We start from the raw sequence: 23,553 nt of genomic DNA, 5'->3' as shown, positions 1-23,553 counted from the left end.
TATACATTCTTCAAAAATTGTAAATAGTTTATGAAAATAATCTTCCCAATTAATACCATCTTTATGTGTCTCATATTCTAATCCAAAATTATAAGGAGGAGAAGTAAATATCAAATCAATACAATTATCAGGGAATTCTTTTAAAATAATCTCACTATCTCCTACAATTATTTTGTTAACAAATTTTTGAGGCAATTGATTGTTTTTCTTAGAGAAATTATGCTCTCGAGCATAAAAATACTTTCCTCTTTCCATTTCCTTAATTGTTCTATTTTTTACTTTTCTTTCTTTGTTATAACCAACATATAATCTTTTAAAACCCTTCAAACCATAACTTTTAATATTTTCAATACTATATAAAATTTTCTGCAAAATTTTTTGATGTTTTGGAAATTTTTGAATATATTCAAAAACCACATTTTTGAAGAAGAAAAAATCCAGTTCCCTTAAGAAAATAATAAGATACCCATTTTGAAATTGACAAAACATATCTGTTTGTGGGAATAAAGAAAATAGTTCATTAATAATTCCTTTTGCTTCTAAATTTATGTCATTGACAATTATTTTTCTATATCCGTTCATCTCATAAAAATTTTACCATAAAATTGGGGTTAAATGAATGGAATTGTCTCTTTAAAACCAAAAATAATATTCATATTCTGGACTGCCTGACCACTTGCACCTTTTACAAGATTATCTATTGCTGAAGTTATAACAAGATTTTTCTCATCAACAATTTTTATCCCTATATCACAGAAATTTGTATCAAAAACATTTTTAACAGAGGCACTTACTCCATAATTCATGATCCTGACAAATGGTTCATTTTTATAAAAGTCAATATAAAGATTTTGAATATCTTCAGAACTTATTTTTTCCTTCAATTCCACATAGATTGTTGATAAAATTCCTTGATTATATGAAGCAAGATGAGGAACAAAAACAACTTTATAATTTTTATTACCAAATTTATTTAAAATTTCTTCAATTTCTGGTTGATGTCTGTGTTCTCCTATTTTATATGCTTTTATATTCTCATTACATTCAACAAATATATTGGAAGGAGAGGGTGATTTTCCAGCACCTGAAACACCACTTACACTATTTGCAATAATTTTATTTTCAATCAGATTATTTTTTATAAGTGGAAGAACTCCTAAAATTATACTTGTTGGGTAACAACCAGGATTTGCAATAAGTTTTGCATTTTTTATTTTTTCCCTATTTATTTCTGGAAGACCATATACAGCCATTTCTATCAATTCAGGAGTTTTATGTTTTGTGTACCACTTTTCATATGTTTTTATATTTTTAAATCTGTAATCTGCACTTAAATCAATAACAATTTTTCCAATTTTTAAAATTTCAGGAACAAAATTCATAGAAATAATATGTGGTAAAGCAAGGAATATGCAATCACAGTTTTTTTCAATACTTTTCCAATCAGGTGAATTTTTACATTTTAAATCAATTCTTCCTTTAAACTTTGGATTTATTTCATCAATTCTTGGAGTTCCTTCCTCTGGAGCAACATAACATTCGGTAATTTTAGCAAAGGGATGATTCAGGAGTATTTCAACAAGTTTCTGTCCAGCATAACCACTTACTCCAAATATCCCCACTTTTATCTTTTTCATTTTTCAAGGATTTCACAAATTTCGTTTTTTAAAAACAAAAATTCTTCTTTATTTTTTAATTCTAAAATAAGTTTCTCATAACTTTCAATATTACTATTAACTATTTTATGGAACATTTCTGTATCATTTGGTAAGTCGAAATTTTCTAAATCTATACCATATTTTTCAATTAATTTTAAAATCCATCCTTCTAATTTAGGACAAAGCATTATGATTTTCTTTTTCCCTTCAATATCTTGAAAAATTTTAATCCCCATTTTTTCATCCTTTAACCTAAAATTATTAATAAATTTTCTGGGTTTACTCGGTGCATGAGGGTCTTCATCAATAATACCACATCCTTTTTCTACTTTGAATAGCCTCATAATAACTTTGCTACCTCCTGCATGATAAATTAAATTTTTATTTATCCCTAATTTTTCTACAAGCAATTTGTCTGGTTTGCACTCCACATAAATCATGTTTGAATTAATTTGTCTATATTAAAGAAAATATCCACAAACTCATATTCTAATAAATGCTCAATTTTATCATTTTCAAATTCTTTTACTTTTGTTTGACCTTTTTCTATGTAGGTAATCAAGATTTTTACATCTTCTTTTTTGCTTTTTTCAATAATAGATGATAAAAAATAAGGGTTATGTGTTGATATAAAATATTGATTTTTTTTGTCTTCAGCAATTATTTCAGCAAGATATTTGGTATAATATGGAAAAGCATGGGCTTCAGGTTCTTCTAATATTAAAACTGAATTCTCGTTTGTTTCAACAGCACTAATATAGTAAATTAATCTTTGAATTGTATCTGAGAGCAAAAAATATGGAACTTCGCTTACAATTGTTTCTTCAATTCTTTTTGCAAGTGTGATTCTATTTTCTAATCTTTTTAAATTTAAAATAAGATTAAAGTTTAATAAAATATTACCAATTATTTTCCTCAGTTCTGGGTTTGTTTCAAGTACAATTAATAAATTTTCTCCGGATGGCAGAAAAAAATCAGCCTGTTGTGAGGGAAAATTTTCTCTAAAAAGAAATTTAAAAAACTTAATATTTTTAAAAATTTCTTTCACTTCTGGAGAAATTTTATGGTGAGTAAAAGGAGGATATAAATTTAAATTTATATTTTTTTCTTTCGGTGAAGGGGAAATATTTAAGAATAAATTACCATTTCTGTATTCAGCAATTATCTTTTTTTCATCCAACTCAATAAAAATTTTTTCTCGTATATTTAAATCATAAAACAAATCTATTATCTGCAACATTCTAACAAAATTTTTTAACTCAATAGCATATCCGCCTAAAAAAGATAAAAACCCTAAACTTTCAAGGATATTTGATTTTCCAGAGTTTGGTTCACCAATAAATACATTTATTCTTTTACAGGTTATTTCTAATTCTTTTAAGGATTTAAAATTTTTAACATTTAATTTTTTTATCATCTTATCTTTTGGTCCACTGGAATTTCTTTCTCGCACCTTTCTGTCCGTATTTTTTTCTTTCCTTCATTCTCGGGTCTCTTGTTAGAAGTCCATACTCTTTCAACTTTGGGGTTAATGATGGGTCAGATTTTACAAGAGCCCTTGCAATACCAAGTTTAATTGCATCAACTTGTCCTGTTATTCCTCCACCTTCTACTTTTATTTCAAAATCAAATTTTCCTTTTAAGTTCGTTACAATTAATGGTTTTATTGCATCTTCCTGTTGATAGAAAAGTGGAAAATATTGTTCAAGTGTCTTTTTATTTATAATAATTTTACCTTCTCCTTCTTTCATTTTTACAACTGCAACACTTTTCTTTCTTCTTCCTACTCCAATAAGTAATTGTTTATTATCCATTTTTATTTTCACTCCTTTCTTATTTTAAGAAAAATATTTTATAAAATTTTTGCTAAATTGTCAAAAGAATTTTTGAGTTTCTGATAGAGTTCTTTATAAATTCTGTAAAATTTCTCATATGTTTTAAAATTATTTGTTTCAAACCTGAATAAATCCTTCTCTTTCAGTATAGTTTTACAGGCGCTTTTTACATTCTTATATATTCCAGTACCGACTCCTGCTAAAATTGCTGCTCCAAAAGGTGCTCCTTCCTGAGAAGTTAATCTTACGATATTTTTTCCAAATATATCCGCTATCATCTGACACCAGAAATCACTTTTTCCACCTCCACCGCTTGCTATAAATTTTTCACCAAGGGGTAGATTTATTTCTTTCATTATTTCTATAGAATCTCTCAATCCAAAAGTTATTCCTTCCATTACACTTCTTATTATGTGCGCCTTTGTATGTTTTAAAGAAAGTCCGAAGAATACGCCTCTTGCATTTGGGTCCGGATATGGACATCTTTCTCCTGTTAAATATGGTAAAAATATAAGTCCTTCAGAACCAATAGGAATACTTTTTGCTTTTTCAGTCATTATTTCATAAGGGTCTTTCTTTTTTCTTTTTCCTTCCTTTTTTTCTTCCTCACATAGATTATCTCTTAGCCATCTAAAAGAGCCACCTGCAGAAAGCATAACTCCCATCAAATGCCATTTTCCAGGAACAGCATGACAGAATGTATGTAATCTTCCCTTAGGGTCAACAATAACTTTTTCTGAATGTGCAAATACAACTCCACTTGTTCCTATTGTGACAGAAACATTTCCCTCTTCTACAATTCCATTTCCAACTCCACCTGCCGCCTGGTCTCCACCACCTGCAATTACAGGTGTTTTTTCAAAAAGTCCTGTTAATTTTGCCACATCTTTTTTAATATATCCAGTAATTTCTGTTCCTTCATATACTTTGGGTAAAAAATCTTCTGGGATATTTAATTTTTCAAGTATTTCTTCTGACCATTTTCTATTTCTAACATCAAAAAGAGATGTTCCAGAAGCATCTGAAACATCGGTTGCAAACTCACTTATCAAACAAAATCTTATATAATCCTTTGGAAGCAATATCTTTCTTACCTTTTTATAAATTTCTGGCTTATTTTTTCTTAACCATAAAATTTTAGGTGCTTGAAAACCTGTTAAAACAGGATTGCAGGTTATTTCAAAAATTCTATCTTTTCCAACAATTTCATTTATATCATTACATTCTTCATATGTTCTCTGGTCACACCACAAAATTGCAGGATAAATAACATTGTAATTTATATCAAGGAATACAGAACCATGCATCTGACCTGTTAAACCAATTCCTTTAATCTCCTCTCCTTTAATTTTTAATTTTTCAATAATCTCTTTTATACATTTTATTGTTGCATTCCACCAATCATTTGGATTTTGTTCTGCCCATCCAGGTCTAGGAGTAATTAAAGGATATTCAACTGTATGAGTACCTTTTAAATTCCCTTCTATATCAATAACAACAATTTTTACTCCAGTTGTTCCTATGTCTATACCCATTAAATATTCCATTTTTATCCTCCTTTTGGAACTTCTCCATATTCTATAAGTGTTTCGTTTATAATTTTTAAACTTTTCTGCCAGTGTTCAGATGGGATATTTTCTGTAAGATTTATGATAAAGTTATCTCCTGGATATGCTTCTTCAATCAATATCTGTGTAATTTTCTTAATTTCTTCCTCTTTTCTTATATGAACGGATGATGGGTAATTTATTATAATAATTTTTTCTTTCCATTTTTCTTTTGCTTCTTTTAAAGTTAAATCTGTATCCGGATATGGAGTAAAAGCATCAATAAAATCAAGTTTTGTTTTATGAATTTCTTCTACTAAAATTTTTAAATTTCCATCCATATGAGAACCAATTTTTTTATTTTTATAATGAAAGATTTCACATACCTTTTCATATACAGGTAATATAAACTTTTTGAATCTTTCCAGTCCTATCATTTCAGATGTAATATTATCTGCAATTTCAAAAAATTCAAATTCCGTTTCAGATAGAATTTCACATTTTTTTAAATATCTTTTAAATAAAAATTCATATAAATTTAAAAACAAATTCTGGTAGTCAAAAAGGTGAAAGGCATAATTTTCAGGACCTATAAGTTCATAAAGTATTGATTGAAAAGGTGTTTTTGGAAGCCATGAAACTAAAATTCCATCATTTCCGAGATTTTTTTCTATGTTTTTGTAGAGTTCTTTATCCACATCAATTTTTTCTGTTTTTGCAATTTCTTCAAATATATAATAATCTTCTTCTCTTTCTATAAAAAATTTTTTTCTCAGGGAAGTACCATATCCTCCGCCAGTTTCCCAAATTTCAAAAATCTCTCCATGTTTACATTTCAAACTGACTTTTATAAATTCTTTTCCGTTCTTATAAAAGTTAGTTGTTACTCTCTCTATTTTTTCATTTTTTATAATTAAAGGAGAGGTTATCCACCAGTATCCAAAACCATTATTTCTTAGTAATCTTTCAATTTCTCCATGAGGAATTAAAAAAGGATAGGTTAAAAATGATATTCTATCTATTTTGCAGTGGTTGAAAGTGTTTAAAATTCTTTCCTTTACACTCATTTTATTTCTACCCGTGGCGGATAGAGGAAATTTAAATATTTTTCTCCAATATTACTTTCTTCACAATTACCAGAATGTATGTAAATTCTGTAAAAAAGTTTTAATTCTTCTCCATAGGGTAAAATATATGTTCCTGAAATTTTTTTGTTTTCATAAAAGTCTGAAAGTCCAAAGAAATTTGCTGAAAATAGACCATAATCTCTTACATGCCAGTAAGTTGGATATCTTAAATTATCTGGCCAGTCAAAGACAGAAATTCCACATTTAATTCCTTCTATTTCTCCTGAATAATCTACCCAGAAAGACCTTTTTCCCCAGCATTCAATCTCTCCTGTCCCTCCATAAGAATTTTTTATAATTCCTTTATGTCTTCCTTCCATTTCCGGATTTACTCTTATACTCAATAGTCCACTTTCTTTTGTATCTTTAAAAACAACTTCTGTTTCAGTGGCTCTTAAAATTATAATATGGTCAATTATTCTACTTTCAGGTGGCAAATTATATATTTTTATAATTCTCTCCTCTTCAAGTATTTTTCTCCCTTTATTATCAACCCAGTCATTAAGAGAATGAATAATTCCAAAAACAGGTCCACTTACCAATTTTAGAAATTTTTTATGAACTGTTTTTCCATGTCCTTCCATTTCAGACCAGTTATCAGTTCCATTTACATCTCCATGAGCAACCCATATTCCTCTGTGATGAATATGGTCAAATTTCTCTGGATTTCCTTGGCTTGCGGGTTTTCTTACCATTTGTTTTCCTTTTGGACCGATAACTGGATTTAAAAATGGTCTTGCATTTTCTTGAGAATAATTATATGTGGTAAATAGTGTTTCATTTATAAAAACATTAACTTTGCCATTCTTATCATCGTTAATCTTTACAATTTCGGGTAAGGAATCTATTTTTTCAATATTAAATTCTATTTCAACTCCTTTTTCTATTTCTCCTGGAAGGAAAATCAAATATTTTTTATTGTGTTCTTCATCTATCTGTGCAAAAAATTTTCTTCCTTTTGAAACTAATATTAAATTATCATCGCTGTGTTCAACTTTTAACGGAAAATTATGCCATTGCCTTTTGTCATTGTTAATTATAATTTTTTTCATTTATCTCCTCCTTTCAAATATTTGCAATTTTATGACATTTTTCTATTACCCAGATTACTTTTCTTACAGATTCAGGGGTAATTTTTAATGGTTTATTATTTCTTATTGTTTGGTAAAGGTCAATATAAAAATTAATTTGAAAGTTTAAATCTTTTTCTGACGGTTCCCATATCTGTTCACCTTCCCATGGTATTTCTTCTCTGTTATAACTTCTATCAGGTGTGGGCAATTCTTCTACTTTTCTCTCAGGTAAATTTTCAGATTTAAAGTATTTCCAGATTAATTTATTTGTGGTTCCTTTAATTCCTCCTTTTGTTCCCATTACAAGCCAATTTTCCTGTGGATAACAACAGCAGGATGTGATTTCGATGTCTATTAAAGGAGAAACCTTCCCATGGAGTATTATTTTTATATGGTCTTCTGTGTCACCAAGAGTTAATGTTTTTTCCATATGACAGAAAATTTCAGGTTCTTCTTTGTCACCAAATAATTGTAATGCCTGATCTATTATGTGAGGTCCCCAATTATTTAATAATCCACCTCCATATTTTTTTAATGTTTGCCAGTCCCATCTTCTTCCAAAACTGTGCTGTAGCATTTTGATTAGAACAACTCTACCTATAATACCTGAATCAATAATTTCTTTAACTTTTAAAAAATCTGGTGAATATCTTCTATTTTGAAAAATTGTCAATAAATTTCCTGTTTCTTTTGCAACTTTTATCATTTTATCTGCATCCTTTAGATTTGTTGCCATAGGTTTTTCACACACAACATTTTTACCATTTTTAAGTGCTTTTATTGTATGTTCAGTATGCATATTTGATAATGTGGCTACTATAACAAGTTCTATAGATTTGTCCTTTATTAATTCATCAAAATTTTTATAACTAACACATTTAAAAGTTTTTTCTGCTTCTGCTCTCCTTTTTTCATCCAAATCACATACAGCTACAATTTCATACAGGTTAGGTAATTGTGAAATTGTTTTACAGTGAATATCCCACCCACTTCTTCCAAGTCCTGCGATTCCCACTTTTATTTTATCCATTATTTTCTCCTTTTTCGTAAATTACAAAAATTTTTTCAGGTATTTTATACTTTTTTCAGCTATAACCTTAGGTCCAGGAGTAAAATCAAATACTTCAACTGATAGCCATCCATTATATCCAACTTTCTTTAATTTTTCAATTATTGGTTTATAATCAATTTCCCCAAATCCTGGACCAAGTAAATTTTTGTCATTAACATGAAAATGTTTAAGATATTTTGATCCTATTTCAATTATTTCAACAATTGGTTTTTCTTCGTCTGTCATTGCTTTTACATCAAGATGTAATTTAAGATTTGGATGATTTATTTCTTCTATTATTTCAATTGCTTCTTCTGCTTTATTTATAAAGTTTGTTTCAGTTCTTGCAAGGGGTTCAATACATAAAAAAACATTTTTTTCAAAGCATTTTTCAAGAACAGGGATAATTACTTCTTTTAAATAGTTCTTAACTTCTTCAATTGTTTGCCCTTCATTTATTTTTCTCTGTTTTGGTGATCCAAATACCATTATTTCACCACCAATTCGTGAAGTAAAATCAACAAGTTTACACAAGTATTCAGAAGTTTTTTTCCTTAATTCTTTATCTTTTGATGATATTGATAATCCTTCTGGTTTAACCAGTAGCCAGTGTGTGCCAATTATTTTTATCCCAGTTTTTTCTGAAAGTTTCTTAATTTCTTCTATTTTTTCATCTGCAATTTCTGAAACATTTTCAGCAAGAGTAAATGGTGCAATCTCTATTCCTTCATATCCAATGTCTTTAATATAGTAGAAAATTTCTTCAACAGTCCAATCTTTAAAAACTTCATTACAGATTCCTATTTTCATATTTTCTCCTTTTCTTTTCTTTTCCAGATAGGTTCATCTATAGAATCTTCAACTTCTTCTTTTTCTAATGGTAACTCTTCAATTTTTTTCTTTTCTGAAACAGGTTTTTCTTTCGTAGATAACAATTTTCCTATACCTGTAGCAAGAAGAGTTATTTTAATTTCATCGTTGAGATTTTGATCAGTTGCTACTCCAAGAACTCTTGAAGGACTTGAAATTCTTGATTGAATTATATTTACTGCTTCTCCTACTTCTTTTAATGTTAAATCAGGACTTCCTGTGATACTGATAAGAATATTTTTTGCTTCCATTATTTCACTTTTTTCTATTAACGGATTTTCAATTGTGCTTCTGACCGCCTGTTCCATTCTTCCTTCTCCTTTTCCATATCCAAGCCCGACTATACCTCTACCTGCATTTTCTACAACAGAATAAATATCTGCAAAATCTATATCAAGTAATTTTGGTTTATAAATAAGGTCTGAAATTGAAGAAACTGTTCTTAAAATAATCTCATCAATTTTCCAGAATGCTTCTTCAAAAGAAGCTTTTTCATCTATTATTTCATATAGTTTTTGATTTGATATATGTATCAAAGTATCAACATTTTTTAATATATTTTCAAGCCCTTCTTGAGCATATTGATTTCTTTTTTCACCTTCCCATTCAAATGGAGTTGTAACAAGCGAAATTGTGATTGCACCAAGGTCTTTTGCTATTTTAGCTATTACAGGCGTTCCTCCTGTTCCAGTCCCACCACCAAGTCCTGCAACCAAAAAAATAATCTGAGTATTTTTTAATGCTTCTGCTATTTTTTCTTTATCTTCACTTGCTGCAAATCTTCCCTTTTCAGGGTCTTTTCCAGCTCCTTTTCCCTGTGTAGTTTTTTCTCCTATCTGTATCTTTATATCAGATTTTGCATTTTTCAAAGCATGTGCCTCAGTATTGAAAATTACAAATTGTACCCCGTCAATTTTGTTATAAATTCTTGATACAATATTTCCACCAGCATTTCCTATTCCTACCACCTTTATATTGATGTTTGAAGAAACAATTGATTCTTCTATAACTTTTACCATTTTAACCCCCTTTAAAAGAGCCACCTTCTAAACCATTTTTTAATTTTATCAATTATAGTTTCATCTTCTTTTCCTACTTTTGAAGCAAGAATTAAAAGGCCTATACCTGCTGAAAATTCGGGTTTCTGATAAGATTTGTCAAGATTTAATAATTTTTGAGGTATACCAATTCTTGAAGGTAACTGAAAAATGTCCTCTGCTAATTTTACAATACCTTTTAACTTCGCTCCACCACCTGAAATTACAACTTCAGAAACTCTTGTTGGAAAATATCCTGTTTTCATAAGTCTGTTTTTTAATATTAAATCCTCAAAAATGTATTGAACCCTCCAGTATGCAATTTTTGATATTTCTTCAGTACTGACTTTTCCAAGAGATTTACCTTTTGGATTTAAAATTTCCACCATTTTTATTTCTTCTTTTTTTTCTCCTATAAATCTTTTGTAGTCACACCATGCATATCTTTTTTTTAATTCTTCTGCAAATTCAATAGATGTGTGATATTTTGTTGAAAGATCATAATCAATATGATATGAACCAACTTTTATAGATTCTGTAAGAATTATTTTCCCTTCGCTGAAAAGAACGATATCAGTGGTGCTTTTCCCAATATCAATTACCAAACAACCTGATTTTTTTTCCTCTTCACTCAGGACTGACTCTGCTACTGCCCATGAATAAGGAAATATTTCTGATGATAAATTTACTCCAGCCGTTTTTACACAGTCACTAATATTTTTTATAGGGTTTGATTCACCTGTAAGTATATGTGCTCTCATTTCAAGTGTATTCCCATGCATTCCAACAGGTGACCTTCCAATAGATATTGGAATATCATCTATTATAAATTCTTGAGGGACTATATAAATTATATCCCTTTTTTCTAAACTCTCTCCTGATATTAAATTTTTGATTTCTCTTTCAAGTAATTGAACATCCCCTTCGTTTATTGGTCTTCCTTTGGGCAAAATTTCTATTTTTTTTGAATAAATTTTACCCAATATATGCCCACCTCCCACTCCAACTGTTATCCACCTTATTTCTTCTTTTGATTGTTTTCTTAAAGAGTCAAGTAAATCAACCAGACCACTTATAACTCCATCTCTGTATCCTATTCGTCCTTCTTTAATCCAGTCTTCTTCTGTTTTTATAACTTCGCTTGCAATAACCTCAATCCCTGTTTCACTTACAAGTCCAACAAGACCAAAAAATTTTGTTGTACCTATGTCAACTGCAGTTATTATTTGTTCTTTCATTTTTTTAATTTTATATAAAAATTTTTGAATCTTGTATCAATATATTCATAATCTTCTTTCAAATTCTTGAGAACAGATGAAAGTTTTTCCATTTTTATTTTAATATTTTCATGTGTAAAATAAATACTTTTTGCTCCGTCACTTATTTCAATTTTATTTATATCAGATATATCAATTCTGTTTAATTTTAAAAAATTTCCAATATTGAAGTAATTATACCATTTTTCAAGTTCTTCTAAAATACTAATTTTTTCAATTTCTTCAACTTTATTTTCCTTCTCATTTACCTTTATTCCATAAATAATCAAATCAGGTATGTTTCTGTCTTCATTATTAAGTATAACTCCATTTTTATCAATAAGAAATTCTTTTTCTCCATATTTTAAAATTGCCCATGGTTTTCTTAAGACAATTGTAATTTCAATCGCAGAAGGAAAATTTTTTATTATCTTACATTTTTCAACTTCTGATATAGAATTAATTTTTTCAATTAAATTATTAACATCAAGAAACAGCAAATTTTTATCTTTTTCAAGTTCCAATAAATCTTTAATATGTGTCATCGTTTCCGGATAGACTTTTATTTCTTTGATTTTAAACACTTCCAGATTCCACAAAAATTTTATTATTTTCATTTTTAAAAAGAGAAAGCCGCAGATTATAAATATTATTAAAAATAAAAATGCAAAAAACTTAATTTTTCTTCGCTTTTTCAATAAAATTCTTTTCTTTATTTCTTCTATTTTTTTGTTTCTTTCTTCCATTTTTCCAGTCCATAATTTATAATTTTTTCACAAAGTTGCTCAAAACTGATGCCCTTAAATTTTGCAGCATCTGGAAGTAAACTTAATTTGGTCATACCCGGAATAGTGTTTACTTCAAGAACATAGATATTATAATTGTAATCTACCATTATTTCCATTCTTGCAAAACCACTACATTTCAATACTTTATATGTTTTTTCTGCTATTTTTTCAATCTTTTTTATAATTTTTTCCGGTAAATCAGGTGGAATGATGTGAAAACTTTCACCTGAAGTATATTTTGCTTTATAATCGTAAAATCCTTTTTTTACTTTAATTTCTATAACTGGAAGAATTTCAATATTTTCGTTTCCTATTATCCCTACTGTAACTTCTTTCCCTTTTATAAATTTTTCAATAAAAACCTCATTATCCAGTAAAAAGGCATCATTTACAGCATTTTCAAGTTCTTTTTCTGAATAAACTATTTTTATCCCAATTGTTGAACCGAGATTTGCTGGTTTAACTACAACTGGAAATTTAAAAGGTAATTTTATTTTTTTATTCTTTTCAAGGATTATAAACGGAGGAGTTGGAATTTTATTGAATATTAATATTTCTTTACATATTATTTTATTCAAGCATATAGCAGAGGTTAAAACTCCTGAACCTGAATAAGGTATTTTGAGAGTTTCAAGAAATCCCTGAATACTTCCATCTTCGCCAATCCCCCCATGTAAAGCAATAAATACAAAGTCAGGTTTAAATTTTAAGAATTTATTTACAAAATTTTTTTTAGATGGGTCAAATAATTTAACTTTATATTTTTTTCTTAAGGCAAAATAGATACATCTCCCGGATTTTAATGATATTTCTCTTTCAGGACTTTCGCCTCCATATAAAATCGCAATTTTCATTTGAATTCTCCTATAAGTTGGATTTCCAGTTCCAATTTTATATTAAATTTTTCCATTACTTTTTCTTTTATTATTTTTATCAATTCATATACATCCTGAGATTTCCCTTTTCCTTTGTTTATTATAAAATTTGCATGTTTTTCAGAAATATAACAATCTCCAATTTTATATCCTTTTAATCCACATTTTTCAATTAATTCGCCTGCATAATAAGGATATGGGTTTTTAAATATACTACCTGCACTGTATCCTGAGGGTTGTTTTTTCATTCTTTCTTTCATATATTCCTTTATTGTTTTTCTGATTTCATTTTCCTTCCCTTTTTCAAGTAAAAATTCGCTTCTCCATATAAATTCATTTTTAAATTCACTTTTTCTGTAATCAAAAAATATATCTTTTTTTTCTTTTTTTATTATATTTAAATTTTCAATGTCAAGATATTCAATCCAACGGATTTTTTCTGATAACCATTTTGTTTTCAGACCTGCATTATTTTTTATTCCACCTCCGATAGTTCCGGGGATACCTGCCAAAAACTCAAAACCAGTTAAGGAATTTTTAATACATATATTCAAAATTTCAGAAATTTTTAGTCCACATTCACAAATAATTTTGTTTTTCTCAATTTTAAAGTTTTTCATTTTTAAGGTAGAAATCACTATTCCATCAAATCCTTTATCACTTACAAGTACATTTGTTCCTTTTCCTAAAAAGATAAAATTATTACCAAATTTTTTTGAAACTTCAATAATTTTTTTTACTTCCTCAATCTTTTCAGGGTATATCAGATAATTTACATTACCACCGCATTTAAAACTTGTATATTGACTTAGAGAAAAATTTTTTACAAACTTTCCTTTAAATTCATTTTCTAAAATAGATTCAAAATTAATATTCTGCATTTTTGAAAAATAGTCCGTATGCTGGAACTGGTGGTGGTGCAAATTTTCTATCTTTTTTTTCAAGAATTTCCTTTATTTTTTCCGGTTCAATTTTTCCTGTTCCAACATGAATGAGAGCACCAACTATATTTCTAACCATTTTATATAAAAAACCACTTCCAACTATATCTATTATTAATATTTCAACTTCTTCATCAATGAAAAATTTAACCTTTTTTATACTGATTTTGAATATTTTTTTTATTGTATTTTTAACATTACTTCCTGAACTCTGAAATGATTTAAAATCATGCTCTCCTGTAAGATACTGAATTGCTTTTTTTATTTTTTCAATGTCTATTTTTTCTTTTACATAAAATGCAAAATCATTAAGAAAAGGAGTTTTTTTAAAAGTTATTATATATCTATAAGTTTTTTTCTTTGCATCGTATCTGCTATGGAAATCCTGACTGACTTCCTCAACATTTTTAATATAGATATCAGATGGAAGTTTAGAATTTAAAGCATTTTTTAAATTTAAAGAAGTTAATTTTGTTTTTATCTTGAAATTTGCCACATAGTTTATTCCATTAACTTTACTATCAGTTCTTCCACATCCGATAATTCTAACATCTGTTTTAAAAATTTCCCTGCATTTTTTTTCAATAATTTCCTGTATTGTGGTTTTATTTTTTTGTCTCTGCCATCCATTATAATTTTTACCTTTAAAAGAAATTATAAGTTTAAAATTTTTTTCTTCCATTTACGCAAGAGTTGAAATTTTTATATAAAATATTATTTTCCTGGGACACTCTTCTGCACATTTCCCACAATTATTACATTTTTCATAATCAATAATAGCAAGGTTATTTTCTATTTTTATCGCATTTTCAGAACACGCTTTAGCACATTTACCACAACCTATACAACCAGACCTGCAAATTTTAATTACTGTAGCACCTTTATCCAGAGAAGAACAGGCAACATACACTTTTTTCTCATAGGGCAATAATTTTATTATCTTTTTAGGACATATCTGGACACATTTTCCACATCCTATACACTTTTCTTCATTTATTTCAGGTAGTCCATTTTCTTTCATTTCTATGGCATTAACAGGACAGATTCTAACACAATCACCAAATCCAAGACAGCCATAGACACATTCAAGATTTGTATCAAAAATTGAATTTATAACATTACATGTTTTTATTGTAGTATATTCAAATTTCTTTTTTGCATTTGTTCCTCCATAACAACATATTCTTGCTACAAATTTTTCTTTTTGAATCTTCTCAATACCCAGTAGTTTACAAATTTCTGATAGTTCTTTTTCTCCTATCATAACACATTTTTCAGGTGTTACTTTATTTTCAATCAATACTTCTGCAAACGCACTACATCCTGCATATCCACAGGCACCACAATTTCCTTTCGGTAAAAGTTCATAAACCTTAGAATATAAAGGGTTTTCATCAATCTTAAATTTTGTATAGATAAATGTAAGAAAAATCCCAAAAAATAAACCGAGACAACCCACAATTAATATAGAATTTAACATTTTTACTCCTTTTAAATCATATTATACAACATTTTGCAAATATGAGTTAAAATTTAAATATGGAAAATAAAAATGTTTTGAATACAAAAATATATCTAAAACTCTTACCTTCACAAATACTTTTTTCAAATATTCTGGGATTTTCTACTTATTCTCTTATTGAATTTTTAAAAAAAGAAAGTGAAGAAAATCCATTTTTGAAATTTGAGGTTGATGAAGAAAAATTGGAGCGGATATCTTATGAAATTAATATTGAAGAAAAACTGATTGAAGATTTACATCTTTTAAATATTCCAGAAAAATTAATGAAAATAGGAGAATTTATTATAATGAATCTTGAAGATAATGGCTACTTCAAAATGGATTTAAAAGAGGTCTCAGAAATTTTAAATGTAAAATATGAAGAAGTTAATGAGACATTAAAAATTATTCAAACGCTGGAACCCTATGGGATAGGAGCAAGAAATTTACAGGAATGTCTTTTAATTCAAATTAAAAGATTATATAAAGATAATGAACTTTTTGAGATTGTTCAAAAACACTGGGATTTGCTTACTAAGAGAAAATATAAAGAGATAGCACTAAAAATGAAAATAAATGAGAAATCTGTTTTACTTCTTCTGGAAAAGATTAAAAAATTAAATCCTTATCCTCTTACAAGTTCGCAAAAAAAACTTATAAAAAAAATTATTCCTGAAGGTAAAATAACGAAAGAAGGGGATTCCTTAAAAGTATATGTTGAAGATAAAATTTCTCCTTTTATAAAAATTGAAGTGGACTATGAAAAATATCTAAATTCACCTTTTATTTCACCGAAAGAAAAAAAATTTCTTTTGAAAAAAATGAATAGAGTAAAAATGATTATAGAAATGCTTGAAAAAAGAAGAAAATTTCTTGAAGATGTTTTTAAAGAGATTGTAAATTATCAGAAAGGTTATTTTGAAAGCGGGAATTTATTACCTTTAAGAATGAAAGATGTTGCTGAAAAAATGAATGTTAATATATCTATAATAAGCAGAGCGGTAAATGGGAAATATCTCATTTCTTCAAAAGGGCTTTTAAAGATTAGAGATTTATTTGTCCCTGAATTTAAATATTCAATAAGTAAAACTTTTATAATGGAAAAAATAAAAAAGATAATTGAGGATGAAAAAAAGCCACTTTCTGATAAAAAAATATCTGAAAAACTTGGATATTTTGGTATAAAAATATCACCTCGCACTGTTAATAAATATAGAAATCAAATGAAAATTCTTAATTCTTATTTAAGATAATGGAAATATTATTTTAAATTCTGTCCCTATGCCTTCATTACTTATAATTTCAAATTGACCACCATATTTATTTATAATTTTTGTTGTTAGATGCAATCCTAAACCTGTTCCTGTTTCCTTTGTTGTGAAAAAAGGGTCTATAACTTTTTTAATAATATCCTGAGGTATACCTTTTCCATTATCCTTTATTATAATTATTCCTTTATTATCTTTTTTTTCAACCAAAACATTTATAATTCCATTTTTTTCAATTGCCTGAATACTATTTAAAAAAATATTTAAAATTGCCTGATGTAAATGATTAAAATTGCTTTTAACAATAACAGAATATTCTGGAATTTTAACTAAAAAATTAATATTCTGGCATAATTTTGATTGCCTTAAAAATTCAATCAGATTTTTTATTAATTCATTTAAATTTACATCTTCTATATTTGATTTTTCTTTTGCAAGTTCAAGAATATTTTTAGCAATATTTTTACATCGTTTTATTTCATTATCAATGGTTATTAAATATTTTAATGTGATTTTTTTTGAGTTAACTTCTTCTATTAAAAGTTGAATATAACCATGAATCACTGTAAGAAGATTATTCACCTCGTGAAGAATTTCCGATGATGTTTGTCCAATTATTGCAAGTGCTTCAATTTCATTAATTCTTTTTTTTAGTTTTTCTTTTAATAAATTTAATTCTTCCTTTAATTTTTCAGTCTCAATTTTGATTTTCCCTTTTTGTATCCCCTTTTCTACAATTTCTTCCATTTCGGAAACAGAAAATGGTTTGCTCATAAATTCAATTGCTTCATAATGCATTGCTTTTCTTGCAGTTTCCATATCTCCATAACCTGTTAAAATAATTACAGGTACATTTTGATTGAATTTCCTTATTTCTGCAAGTGTTTCAATGCCACTTTTACCCGGCATTCTTAAATCAAGGATAACAAGGTCAACTTTTTTATTTTTTAATATTTCTATACCTTTATCTCCGTCTTCCGCCGTAATAACATTATATTTGTATTTAAAAAGTATTCTGAGAGATTCTCTCGGTCCCATTTCATCATCTATAACAAGAATAGTATCCCTGTTTTCATTAAATTTCTCTTTTATATCCAATTGTAAAGAAAAATCCTTTTGATTTATAAATTCCTTCATAATTTCCCTCCTTTTTTATTTTTTTGGGTATTGAAGTTAATAAAGTCATTTCTATTTTTCCTGTTTTGATTCCTAATTCAGTACCAAAAGAAATTATTAACGTATCTGAATCCGGTAAACTTGGTTCCCATGTTTCATCGGGAATAGGAGAATTTAATCTTGCTATACCACCTCTTAATTTCAGATTATCATTTTTTTTATATTCTGTTCCAAGATAAAAATTATAAATATTTTTCCAGTTTTTTGGTATTTCATATGAAGGAATGAAACCTGGATTTATATAGACATTTTTAATGGAAGAGAATCCATAATATTCTGTATCAAATTCAATTTTCCAGTTTTTTAATGGATAGCAGGCTACACCGAAATTTATTCTATCAGGAAAATTTATTTTTATTTCTGATGGATAATCATCTCCAAAAATAACAGAAGTTCCTTTATAATCTATTCTAAATCCAGATTTATAAACTATTCCTGTGGACCATTTATCATTTTTGTATAAGATTCCTATAGTCCCTCCAAAAGCACTTCCATCAACATTTATTTTTGCTGTGGTTTCAACTCCAGGAACTGGAATATAGATAAGATTTTTAAAAACTAATTTGCTATAATAATAGTTTAATCCTAATCCCAAAGAAAGTTCTGGTGTTAATTTAAAAGAAAATGCAGTCATTAAATTACCTGTTTGCATACTTGAGTAATAAGGAACTTGATAATTCCATATCCTGACAATATCTTGGCTCCACTCTGTTGATTGTCCGTATGGAGTATTGAACCCTATTCCAAACTTAAATTCATCATTTTTTGTTTCTGGAACAAAATAAAAATAAGGTAGAACTGAAAATTTATATTTTTTTTCTTCTTCTCCGCTTGAGTATATATATTTAGTTTTAAAATATGGAAAATTGAAACCAAAAATTAATTCTCCATCTCTTAATTGAATAAGACCTGCTGGATTGAAATTAATTGCGGAAGCATCATCACATTGTGCTACAAACGCACCACTTTGAGAAAGAGCAGAGGAACTTTCAGGTGGATTCTTAAATGCCTGAGAAAATAACAAAGAATTGCATATTAAGAAAAAAACTAAAATTTTTTTGTTTTCCATAAATAACCTCCTTTTTTATGCCTCACTTATATGCAAAAAGTATGCCAAGTTAATGTAAAAAATAATTTGAATTACTCTGGACAAAGTTGTACAATATAAGTTATGAAAGGTTTATTAATTTCTATTGCAGGTATACCGAGAAGTTTGTCTGATTTTGTTCCTGATAATGGTCTTGCTTTACTTGCCGCTTGTCTTCTTAGAGAAAAAGTAGAAGTTAATATACTTGATTTAAATTTACCAGAAGTTTTTGATGAAATTTATACAAAAGATATAAAAAAATTTCTCGAAAATTTCTCTTATAAAGTATTTATAGAAGGGAAAAAACCGTCATTTATTGAATTAATAAAACTTAAAAAAGCCAGTTCAATTATTGAAGAAAATAAAAAATTATATCTTGAAAAACTAAAAAGGTTTATTCTTGAAAAAGTTGAAAAGGGAAAATTTGATTTTATGGGATTTAAACTATGGGCTGGAGATGGGTTTGATTGGTCAATAGAAATTGGAAGATTTTTAAAAAAGAAAAAGCCAGAAATAAAAATATTCGGTGGTGGACCTCAGGTGGACATTTTTGAACATTTAATTTTTGAAAGAGGTGACTTTTTTGATGCACTTTGTTATGGAGAAGGAGAAGAAACAATTATTGAACTGTCAAAATTTGTACAAGGGAAAAGAAAATTGGAAGGAATTCCAAACATAATTTATAAGGAAAATGGAAAGATTATAAAAACAGAAAGAGAATATATTAAATCGCTTGATAGTTTACCCTTTCCTGAATATAGTCCAAATGTTTATTGGAAAATAAATGAAAAAATAAAAATGTTTGTAATTGATGAAAGTAGAGGTTGTCAAAATGCCTGCTATTTTTGTATACATCCAAAAAAAAGTGGAAAAAGGAAGAAGAAGTCAGTTGATAGATTGATTGAGGAAATTAAGTTTTATATAAATAATTATAAAGTTTATCTTTATAGATTTGCAGGTTCAAGTACACCTGGAGATTTAGTTTTAGAATTTGCAAAAAAAGTTATTAATGAAAAGATCAAAATTGACTACGCAAATTCTGGATATGTGGAGGATTTTGATATTGATTTTGAGATTTTGAAAACATCGGGTTGTCAATCAATATTTTTTGGTGTTGAATCAGGTAATGAAGAGATTTTAAAGAAAGGTATGAATAAAAATGTTAAGAAATCAGATATGGAAAGGGTACTGAAAAGATGTAAAGAAGCAGGGATTTTTACTGTTGCAAGTTTAATTTATCCAGCACCTTTTGAAACAGAAGAAACCAGAAAAGAAACAATTGAACTTCTTAAAGAAGTTAAACCAGATTCTGCCCTGATTCAATTTCCAGGTATTTATCCAGGAACAATGTGGTTTAATCATCCTGAAAGATTTAATTTTGAATTGATAGATAAAGAAAAGTATCCTTTAAATGTAATGAACTATAAGATAAAAGCACTTTTTCCACCAAGTATGTGGCAACCATTACCTTACAAAGTTAACGGGATGAATTTTAAAAAATTTGCATATGAGACAGAAAAATTTCAGAAAGATGTTTTAAACCTTGGAATAAATACATCAATTTCAAATGAAGATTATCTTTTTTATTTATACAGTGGATTTAATACACCAGAAGAATTTTTAAGATTTAACAGAGTTTATTTTTATTCTGGAAATAGTGAAAAACTAAGAGAAGAAATTGAAAGAATAAATAAAAAAAGTACAGACAGATGAAAAGAAGAGTTGTTATTACTGGAATTGGTGTTATTGCTCCTAACGGCATAGGGAAGGAGAATTTCTGGAAGGCATTAACAGGAGGGAAAAGCGGAATAAAAAAGATAACTTCATTTGATGCTTCAGAATTACCAGTTCAAATTGCTGGTGAAGTAACTGATTTTAAGCCAGAGGATTATATAGAGGACAGAAAGAAATTAAGGAGGATGGCAAGATTTTCACAATTCGCGGTTGCCTGTGCTAAAATGGCAATTGAAGATAGCGGATTGAATTTAAAAGAAATTGACTCCGAGAAAATATTGGTATGTCTTGGTGTCAGTACAAGTGCTATGGATTTGATAGAATCACAGTATAGAAAATTTTTAAACAAAGGGTATAGAGGAATTGTTCCTTTTGGGATTTTTTCAGCGACTCCAAATATGGCCTGTCAGGAAATTTTAAATGAGTTTTTATTAGAGGTTCCTATATCAACTGTTGCAAGTGGATGTGCCGCTGGATTAGAAGCGATTGGAATAGGTTTTAAAGAAATTCAATTGGGGAATTATGAGATTGTTATTTGTGGTGGAGCAGATGCTTCAATTACTCCTTTAATAATGGGTGGTTTGTGTGCTTCTAATATAATGAGTAAAAGAAATGACAGTCCAGAAAAAGCGAGTAGACCTTTTGATAGATTAAGAGATGGTGGAGTCTTATCAGAAGGAGGAGCAATTTTAATTCTTGAAGAGTTAAGTCATGCAATAAAAAGGAAAGCAAAAATATATGGTGAAATTGTAGGTTATGGAAAATGGGGTGAGAAAGAAATTACAGATCCAGGACAAGGATTTGAAAAAGCAATGAAATTTTGTATAAAAGATGCTTTTTTGAAGCCACAGATGGTTGATTTTATATCTGCTCATGGACCTTCAGACCCCTTTCTTGATTTTTATGAAACAGTTGCAATAAAAAAAGTTTTTGGTGCCCATGCTTATAGAATTTCTATAAATTCAATAAAATCCATGATAGGAAATCCTTTTAGTTCTGGCGGAGTTATGCAGGTTATAGGAGCACTATTAAGTTTAACAAAAGGTATTGTTCCTCCAACTATAAATTATGAATATCCTGACCCTTTATGTGATTTAGATTATACACCTAATAGATACAGGATTTGTAATGTTGAGTATTGCCTTATAAATTCACATGGTTTTGGAGGTAGTAATTCTTCTTTATTAATAAAAAGATATGAAGATTAATAATTTATCTGTTGCTTTTTTTATTGTTTTTATTTTAAATCTTTCTCTTGGAATATTTGTTTATCTGAAAGGCAAAAGAAAATTATCAAATAAAATTTATTCAATTTTTTCCCTCCAACTCGCTTTTTGGTCCTTTATTTCTTTTTTGATTTCTTCTTCTTTGAATATTAAAACTGCAATTAAACTTATAAAATTAGTTTTTGCTTATGCTTCTTTCATTCCCTCAACTTTTTTCTGTTTGCAGTAAGTATTGGTGAAGAAGAAATACCCAAAAAGGAATTAAGGAAAATTTTTCTTTTTTATATTTTAAGTTTAATTAATTCTTTTATACCTTTATCTCCTAATTTTATTTTAGATGGATTTTTTCCTAAACCTTTTGTAGGTATAAAATCAGGAATAGTTGTAAAATATGGAAAGATTGAAATATTGATTTTCACTCTTAATATTCTGTTACTTATTGTTTCAGGTCTTCATTATTTATATAAAAAAAAGAGAAAAAAATCAGGAATAATTGCTCTTGAAATTCATTATGTTTTTCTCGGTGTATTATTTGGAGCAATTTACAATATTTCTATAACTCTTCTACCTCTCTTATTTACAGGAATATCTTTTACTGATAGATTGGGACCATTTGCTTCAGTTGTAATGTCAGGAATTATCATTTATGGAATAGTAAAATATAAAATAATGGATGTTGTACTTGTTTATGAAGCAATTTCTCTTTATTTAATTTTATCTCTAATTCTCTTTTTATTTTATTTTTTATCATTACATTTTTCTACCTTTTTATTTTCTTTCTTTAGTTTTTATCCAGGGTATTGGCCTATAATTTTAAGTAGTTTTTTTGTCGCAATACTTTTTTCGCCTTTAAAAGAGAGATTGAGAAAATTTTTAAGATTAAGTATTTTAAAATATGATGTTGAGATTTTCACTCAAAAAGTATTTGAAATATTGTTTTCTCTTTCTAATCCAAAAGAAATTTTCAGTAAATTGACTGAAACACTTAAAGATTTTCTTAATATTCCACAAGATATTCTGTTTTTATTTAAATATAAAATGGATTTTCCTTTTGAAAAAGAAGACCTGCCTGAAAGTATAAAAGTAATTTTTGACATGAATTCATTATTTTTTGAAATTTTAAAAAATACAAAGATTGTGATAAAAGAGGAAGAAAAAAGAGTTGAGATGATGTATCCAGAAAAAAAGAAAATAGTTGAGGAGTTTGAAAGGATTGGATATGATGTTGCAGTTGGAATTGAGGAGAAAGGTAAAATTAAAGGAGTAATTTTTCTTAAAGAAAAAATTGATAAAAAAATTTTTTCTTACAGAGACCAGTTAATGCTAACAAATCTTGGATATCAGATTGGAATTGCAATTGAAAATATAAAACTTTATCATCAGATTTCAGAAATAAATATTTATATAAAGAATTTACTTGATAATTCACCTTTTGGTGTGGTTAGTTTTGATAAAAATGGGAATATAACAATATTTAATGCACAAATGGAAAAATTTTTTAAT

General features: G+C 27.7%; 25 protein-coding genes. 5 read left to right on the top strand and 20 right to left on the bottom strand.

Going from position 1 to position 23,553, the window contains the following annotated elements:
- The 17 genes from PKV21_03865 to PKV21_03785 form a co-directional block, all read right to left on the bottom strand.
- On the bottom strand, window positions 1–582 hold a 582-nt coding region (locus tag PKV21_03865; protein ID HOM26626.1), incomplete at its 3' end, for a site-specific DNA-methyltransferase.
- Between the two features lie 29 nt (window positions 583–611).
- Window positions 612–1,637, bottom strand: coding sequence for an N-acetyl-gamma-glutamyl-phosphate reductase (argC, locus tag PKV21_03860; protein ID HOM26625.1), 1,026 nt, complete (start codon window positions 1,635–1,637; stop codon window positions 612–614).
- Window positions 1,634–2,098: a hypothetical protein gene (locus PKV21_03855; GenBank protein HOM26624.1), complete on the bottom strand. Its 465-nt coding sequence runs from the start codon at window positions 2,096–2,098 to the stop codon at window positions 1,634–1,636. Before PKV21_03855 ends, argC begins: the two co-directional genes overlap by 4 nt.
- Entirely contained in the window at window positions 2,095–3,075 is a 981-nt protein-coding gene (locus PKV21_03850; GenBank protein ID HOM26623.1) for an AAA family ATPase, read from the bottom strand. The genes PKV21_03855 and PKV21_03850 overlap by 4 nt, the downstream gene beginning before the upstream one ends.
- A 1-nt stretch (window position 3,076) precedes the next feature.
- Entirely contained in the window at window positions 3,077–3,472 is a 396-nt protein-coding gene (rpsI, locus tag PKV21_03845; protein ID HOM26622.1) for a 30S ribosomal protein S9, read from the bottom strand.
- A 38-nt stretch (window positions 3,473–3,510) separates the two neighbouring features.
- Complete coding sequence (xylB, locus tag PKV21_03840) at window positions 3,511–5,040, bottom strand: xylulokinase (protein ID HOM26621.1); 1,530 nt, start codon at window positions 5,038–5,040, stop codon at window positions 3,511–3,513.
- A gap of 2 nt (window positions 5,041–5,042) precedes the next feature.
- Window positions 5,043–6,107 carry a uroporphyrinogen decarboxylase family protein gene (locus PKV21_03835; GenBank protein HOM26620.1) on the bottom strand — a complete coding sequence of 355 codons (1,065 nt, stop codon included), beginning with the start codon at window positions 6,105–6,107 and terminating at the stop codon, window positions 5,043–5,045.
- Window positions 6,104–7,219: a PmoA family protein gene (locus tag PKV21_03830; protein HOM26619.1), complete on the bottom strand. Its 1,116-nt coding sequence runs from the start codon at window positions 7,217–7,219 to the stop codon at window positions 6,104–6,106. The genes PKV21_03835 and PKV21_03830 overlap by 4 nt, the downstream gene beginning before the upstream one ends.
- 13 nt (window positions 7,220–7,232) lie before the next feature.
- The gene (locus PKV21_03825) at window positions 7,233–8,270 is read right to left on the bottom strand and encodes a Gfo/Idh/MocA family oxidoreductase (GenBank protein ID HOM26618.1); all 1,038 of its coding nucleotides are present in this window, start codon (window positions 8,268–8,270) and stop codon (window positions 7,233–7,235) included.
- 21 nt (window positions 8,271–8,291) lie between these two features.
- Window positions 8,292–9,101 carry a sugar phosphate isomerase/epimerase family protein gene (locus PKV21_03820; protein ID HOM26617.1) on the bottom strand — a complete coding sequence of 270 codons (810 nt, stop codon included), beginning with the start codon at window positions 9,099–9,101 and terminating at the stop codon, window positions 8,292–8,294.
- On the bottom strand, window positions 9,098–10,180 hold the full coding sequence (gene ftsZ, locus PKV21_03815; GenBank protein ID HOM26616.1) for a cell division protein FtsZ: 1,083 nt from the start codon (window positions 10,178–10,180) through the stop codon (window positions 9,098–9,100). The genes PKV21_03820 and ftsZ overlap by 4 nt, the downstream gene beginning before the upstream one ends.
- A gap of 11 nt (window positions 10,181–10,191) precedes the next feature.
- Entirely contained in the window at window positions 10,192–11,436 is a 1,245-nt protein-coding gene (ftsA, locus tag PKV21_03810) for a cell division protein FtsA (protein ID HOM26615.1), read from the bottom strand.
- Complete coding sequence (locus PKV21_03805; GenBank protein ID HOM26614.1) at window positions 11,433–12,071, bottom strand: FtsQ-type POTRA domain-containing protein; 639 nt, start codon at window positions 12,069–12,071, stop codon at window positions 11,433–11,435. The genes ftsA and PKV21_03805 overlap by 4 nt, the downstream gene beginning before the upstream one ends.
- A gap of 104 nt (window positions 12,072–12,175) precedes the next feature.
- Window positions 12,176–13,096, bottom strand: a complete 921-nt coding sequence (locus PKV21_03800) for a D-alanine--D-alanine ligase (GenBank protein ID HOM26613.1) — start codon at window positions 13,094–13,096, stop codon at window positions 12,176–12,178.
- The gene (gene murB / locus PKV21_03795; protein ID HOM26612.1) at window positions 13,093–13,998 is read right to left on the bottom strand and encodes a UDP-N-acetylmuramate dehydrogenase; all 906 of its coding nucleotides are present in this window, start codon (window positions 13,996–13,998) and stop codon (window positions 13,093–13,095) included. The genes PKV21_03800 and murB overlap by 4 nt, the downstream gene beginning before the upstream one ends.
- A complete protein-coding gene (truA, locus tag PKV21_03790) occupies window positions 13,985–14,740 on the bottom strand; it encodes a tRNA pseudouridine(38-40) synthase TruA (GenBank protein ID HOM26611.1) in 756 nt (251 codons plus the stop codon). The genes murB and truA overlap by 14 nt, the downstream gene beginning before the upstream one ends.
- Window positions 14,741–15,538 carry an RnfABCDGE type electron transport complex subunit B gene (locus PKV21_03785; protein ID HOM26610.1) on the bottom strand — a complete coding sequence of 266 codons (798 nt, stop codon included), beginning with the start codon at window positions 15,536–15,538 and terminating at the stop codon, window positions 14,741–14,743.
- Between the two features lie 59 nt (window positions 15,539–15,597).
- Here PKV21_03785 and rpoN point away from each other — a divergent pair, with 59 nt between their 5' ends.
- Window positions 15,598–16,812: an RNA polymerase factor sigma-54 gene (gene rpoN / locus PKV21_03780; protein HOM26609.1), complete on the top strand. Its 1,215-nt coding sequence runs from the start codon at window positions 15,598–15,600 to the stop codon at window positions 16,810–16,812.
- Here rpoN and PKV21_03775 read toward each other — a convergent pair.
- Window positions 16,804–17,964: a response regulator gene (locus PKV21_03775; GenBank protein HOM26608.1), complete on the bottom strand. Its 1,161-nt coding sequence runs from the start codon at window positions 17,962–17,964 to the stop codon at window positions 16,804–16,806. The genes rpoN and PKV21_03775 overlap by 9 nt on opposite strands.
- Window positions 17,903–19,072: an outer membrane protein transport protein gene (locus tag PKV21_03770; GenBank protein HOM26607.1), complete on the bottom strand. Its 1,170-nt coding sequence runs from the start codon at window positions 19,070–19,072 to the stop codon at window positions 17,903–17,905. Before PKV21_03770 ends, PKV21_03775 begins: the two co-directional genes overlap by 62 nt.
- Before the next feature lie 102 nt (window positions 19,073–19,174).
- On the opposite strand from PKV21_03770, the gene PKV21_03765 reads away from it, so the two are divergent.
- Genes PKV21_03765 through PKV21_03755 form a run of 3 tightly spaced genes read left to right on the top strand, consistent with a single transcriptional unit; the run spans window position 19,175 to window position 22,279 of the window.
- A complete protein-coding gene (locus PKV21_03765) occupies window positions 19,175–20,803 on the top strand; it encodes a B12-binding domain-containing radical SAM protein (GenBank protein ID HOM26606.1) in 1,629 nt (542 codons plus the stop codon).
- Window positions 20,800–22,032 carry a beta-ketoacyl-ACP synthase II gene (locus PKV21_03760; protein HOM26605.1) on the top strand — a complete coding sequence of 411 codons (1,233 nt, stop codon included), beginning with the start codon at window positions 20,800–20,802 and terminating at the stop codon, window positions 22,030–22,032. The genes PKV21_03765 and PKV21_03760 overlap by 4 nt, the downstream gene beginning before the upstream one ends.
- Window positions 22,022–22,279 carry a hypothetical protein gene (locus PKV21_03755; GenBank protein HOM26604.1) on the top strand — a complete coding sequence of 86 codons (258 nt, stop codon included), beginning with the start codon at window positions 22,022–22,024 and terminating at the stop codon, window positions 22,277–22,279. The genes PKV21_03760 and PKV21_03755 overlap by 11 nt, the downstream gene beginning before the upstream one ends.
- A gap of 52 nt (window positions 22,280–22,331) precedes the next feature.
- Here PKV21_03755 and PKV21_03750 read toward each other — a convergent pair whose 3' ends face one another.
- A complete protein-coding gene (locus tag PKV21_03750) occupies window positions 22,332–22,469 on the bottom strand; it encodes a hypothetical protein (protein HOM26603.1) in 138 nt (45 codons plus the stop codon).
- Between PKV21_03750 and PKV21_03745 the strand changes: the two genes are divergently transcribed.
- On the top strand, window positions 22,459–23,553 hold a 1,095-nt coding region (locus tag PKV21_03745), incomplete at its 3' end, for a hypothetical protein (GenBank protein HOM26602.1). The two genes, PKV21_03750 and PKV21_03745, sit on opposite strands and share 11 nt — an antisense overlap.

This window comes from bacterium (assembly GCA_035371905.1).
Lineage (GTDB): Bacteria > Ratteibacteria > UBA8468 > B48-G9 > JAFGKM01 > JAMWDI01.
Note: the sequence above shows the minus strand (reverse complement) of the source record. Positions and strands in the feature narration are given on the sequence as shown.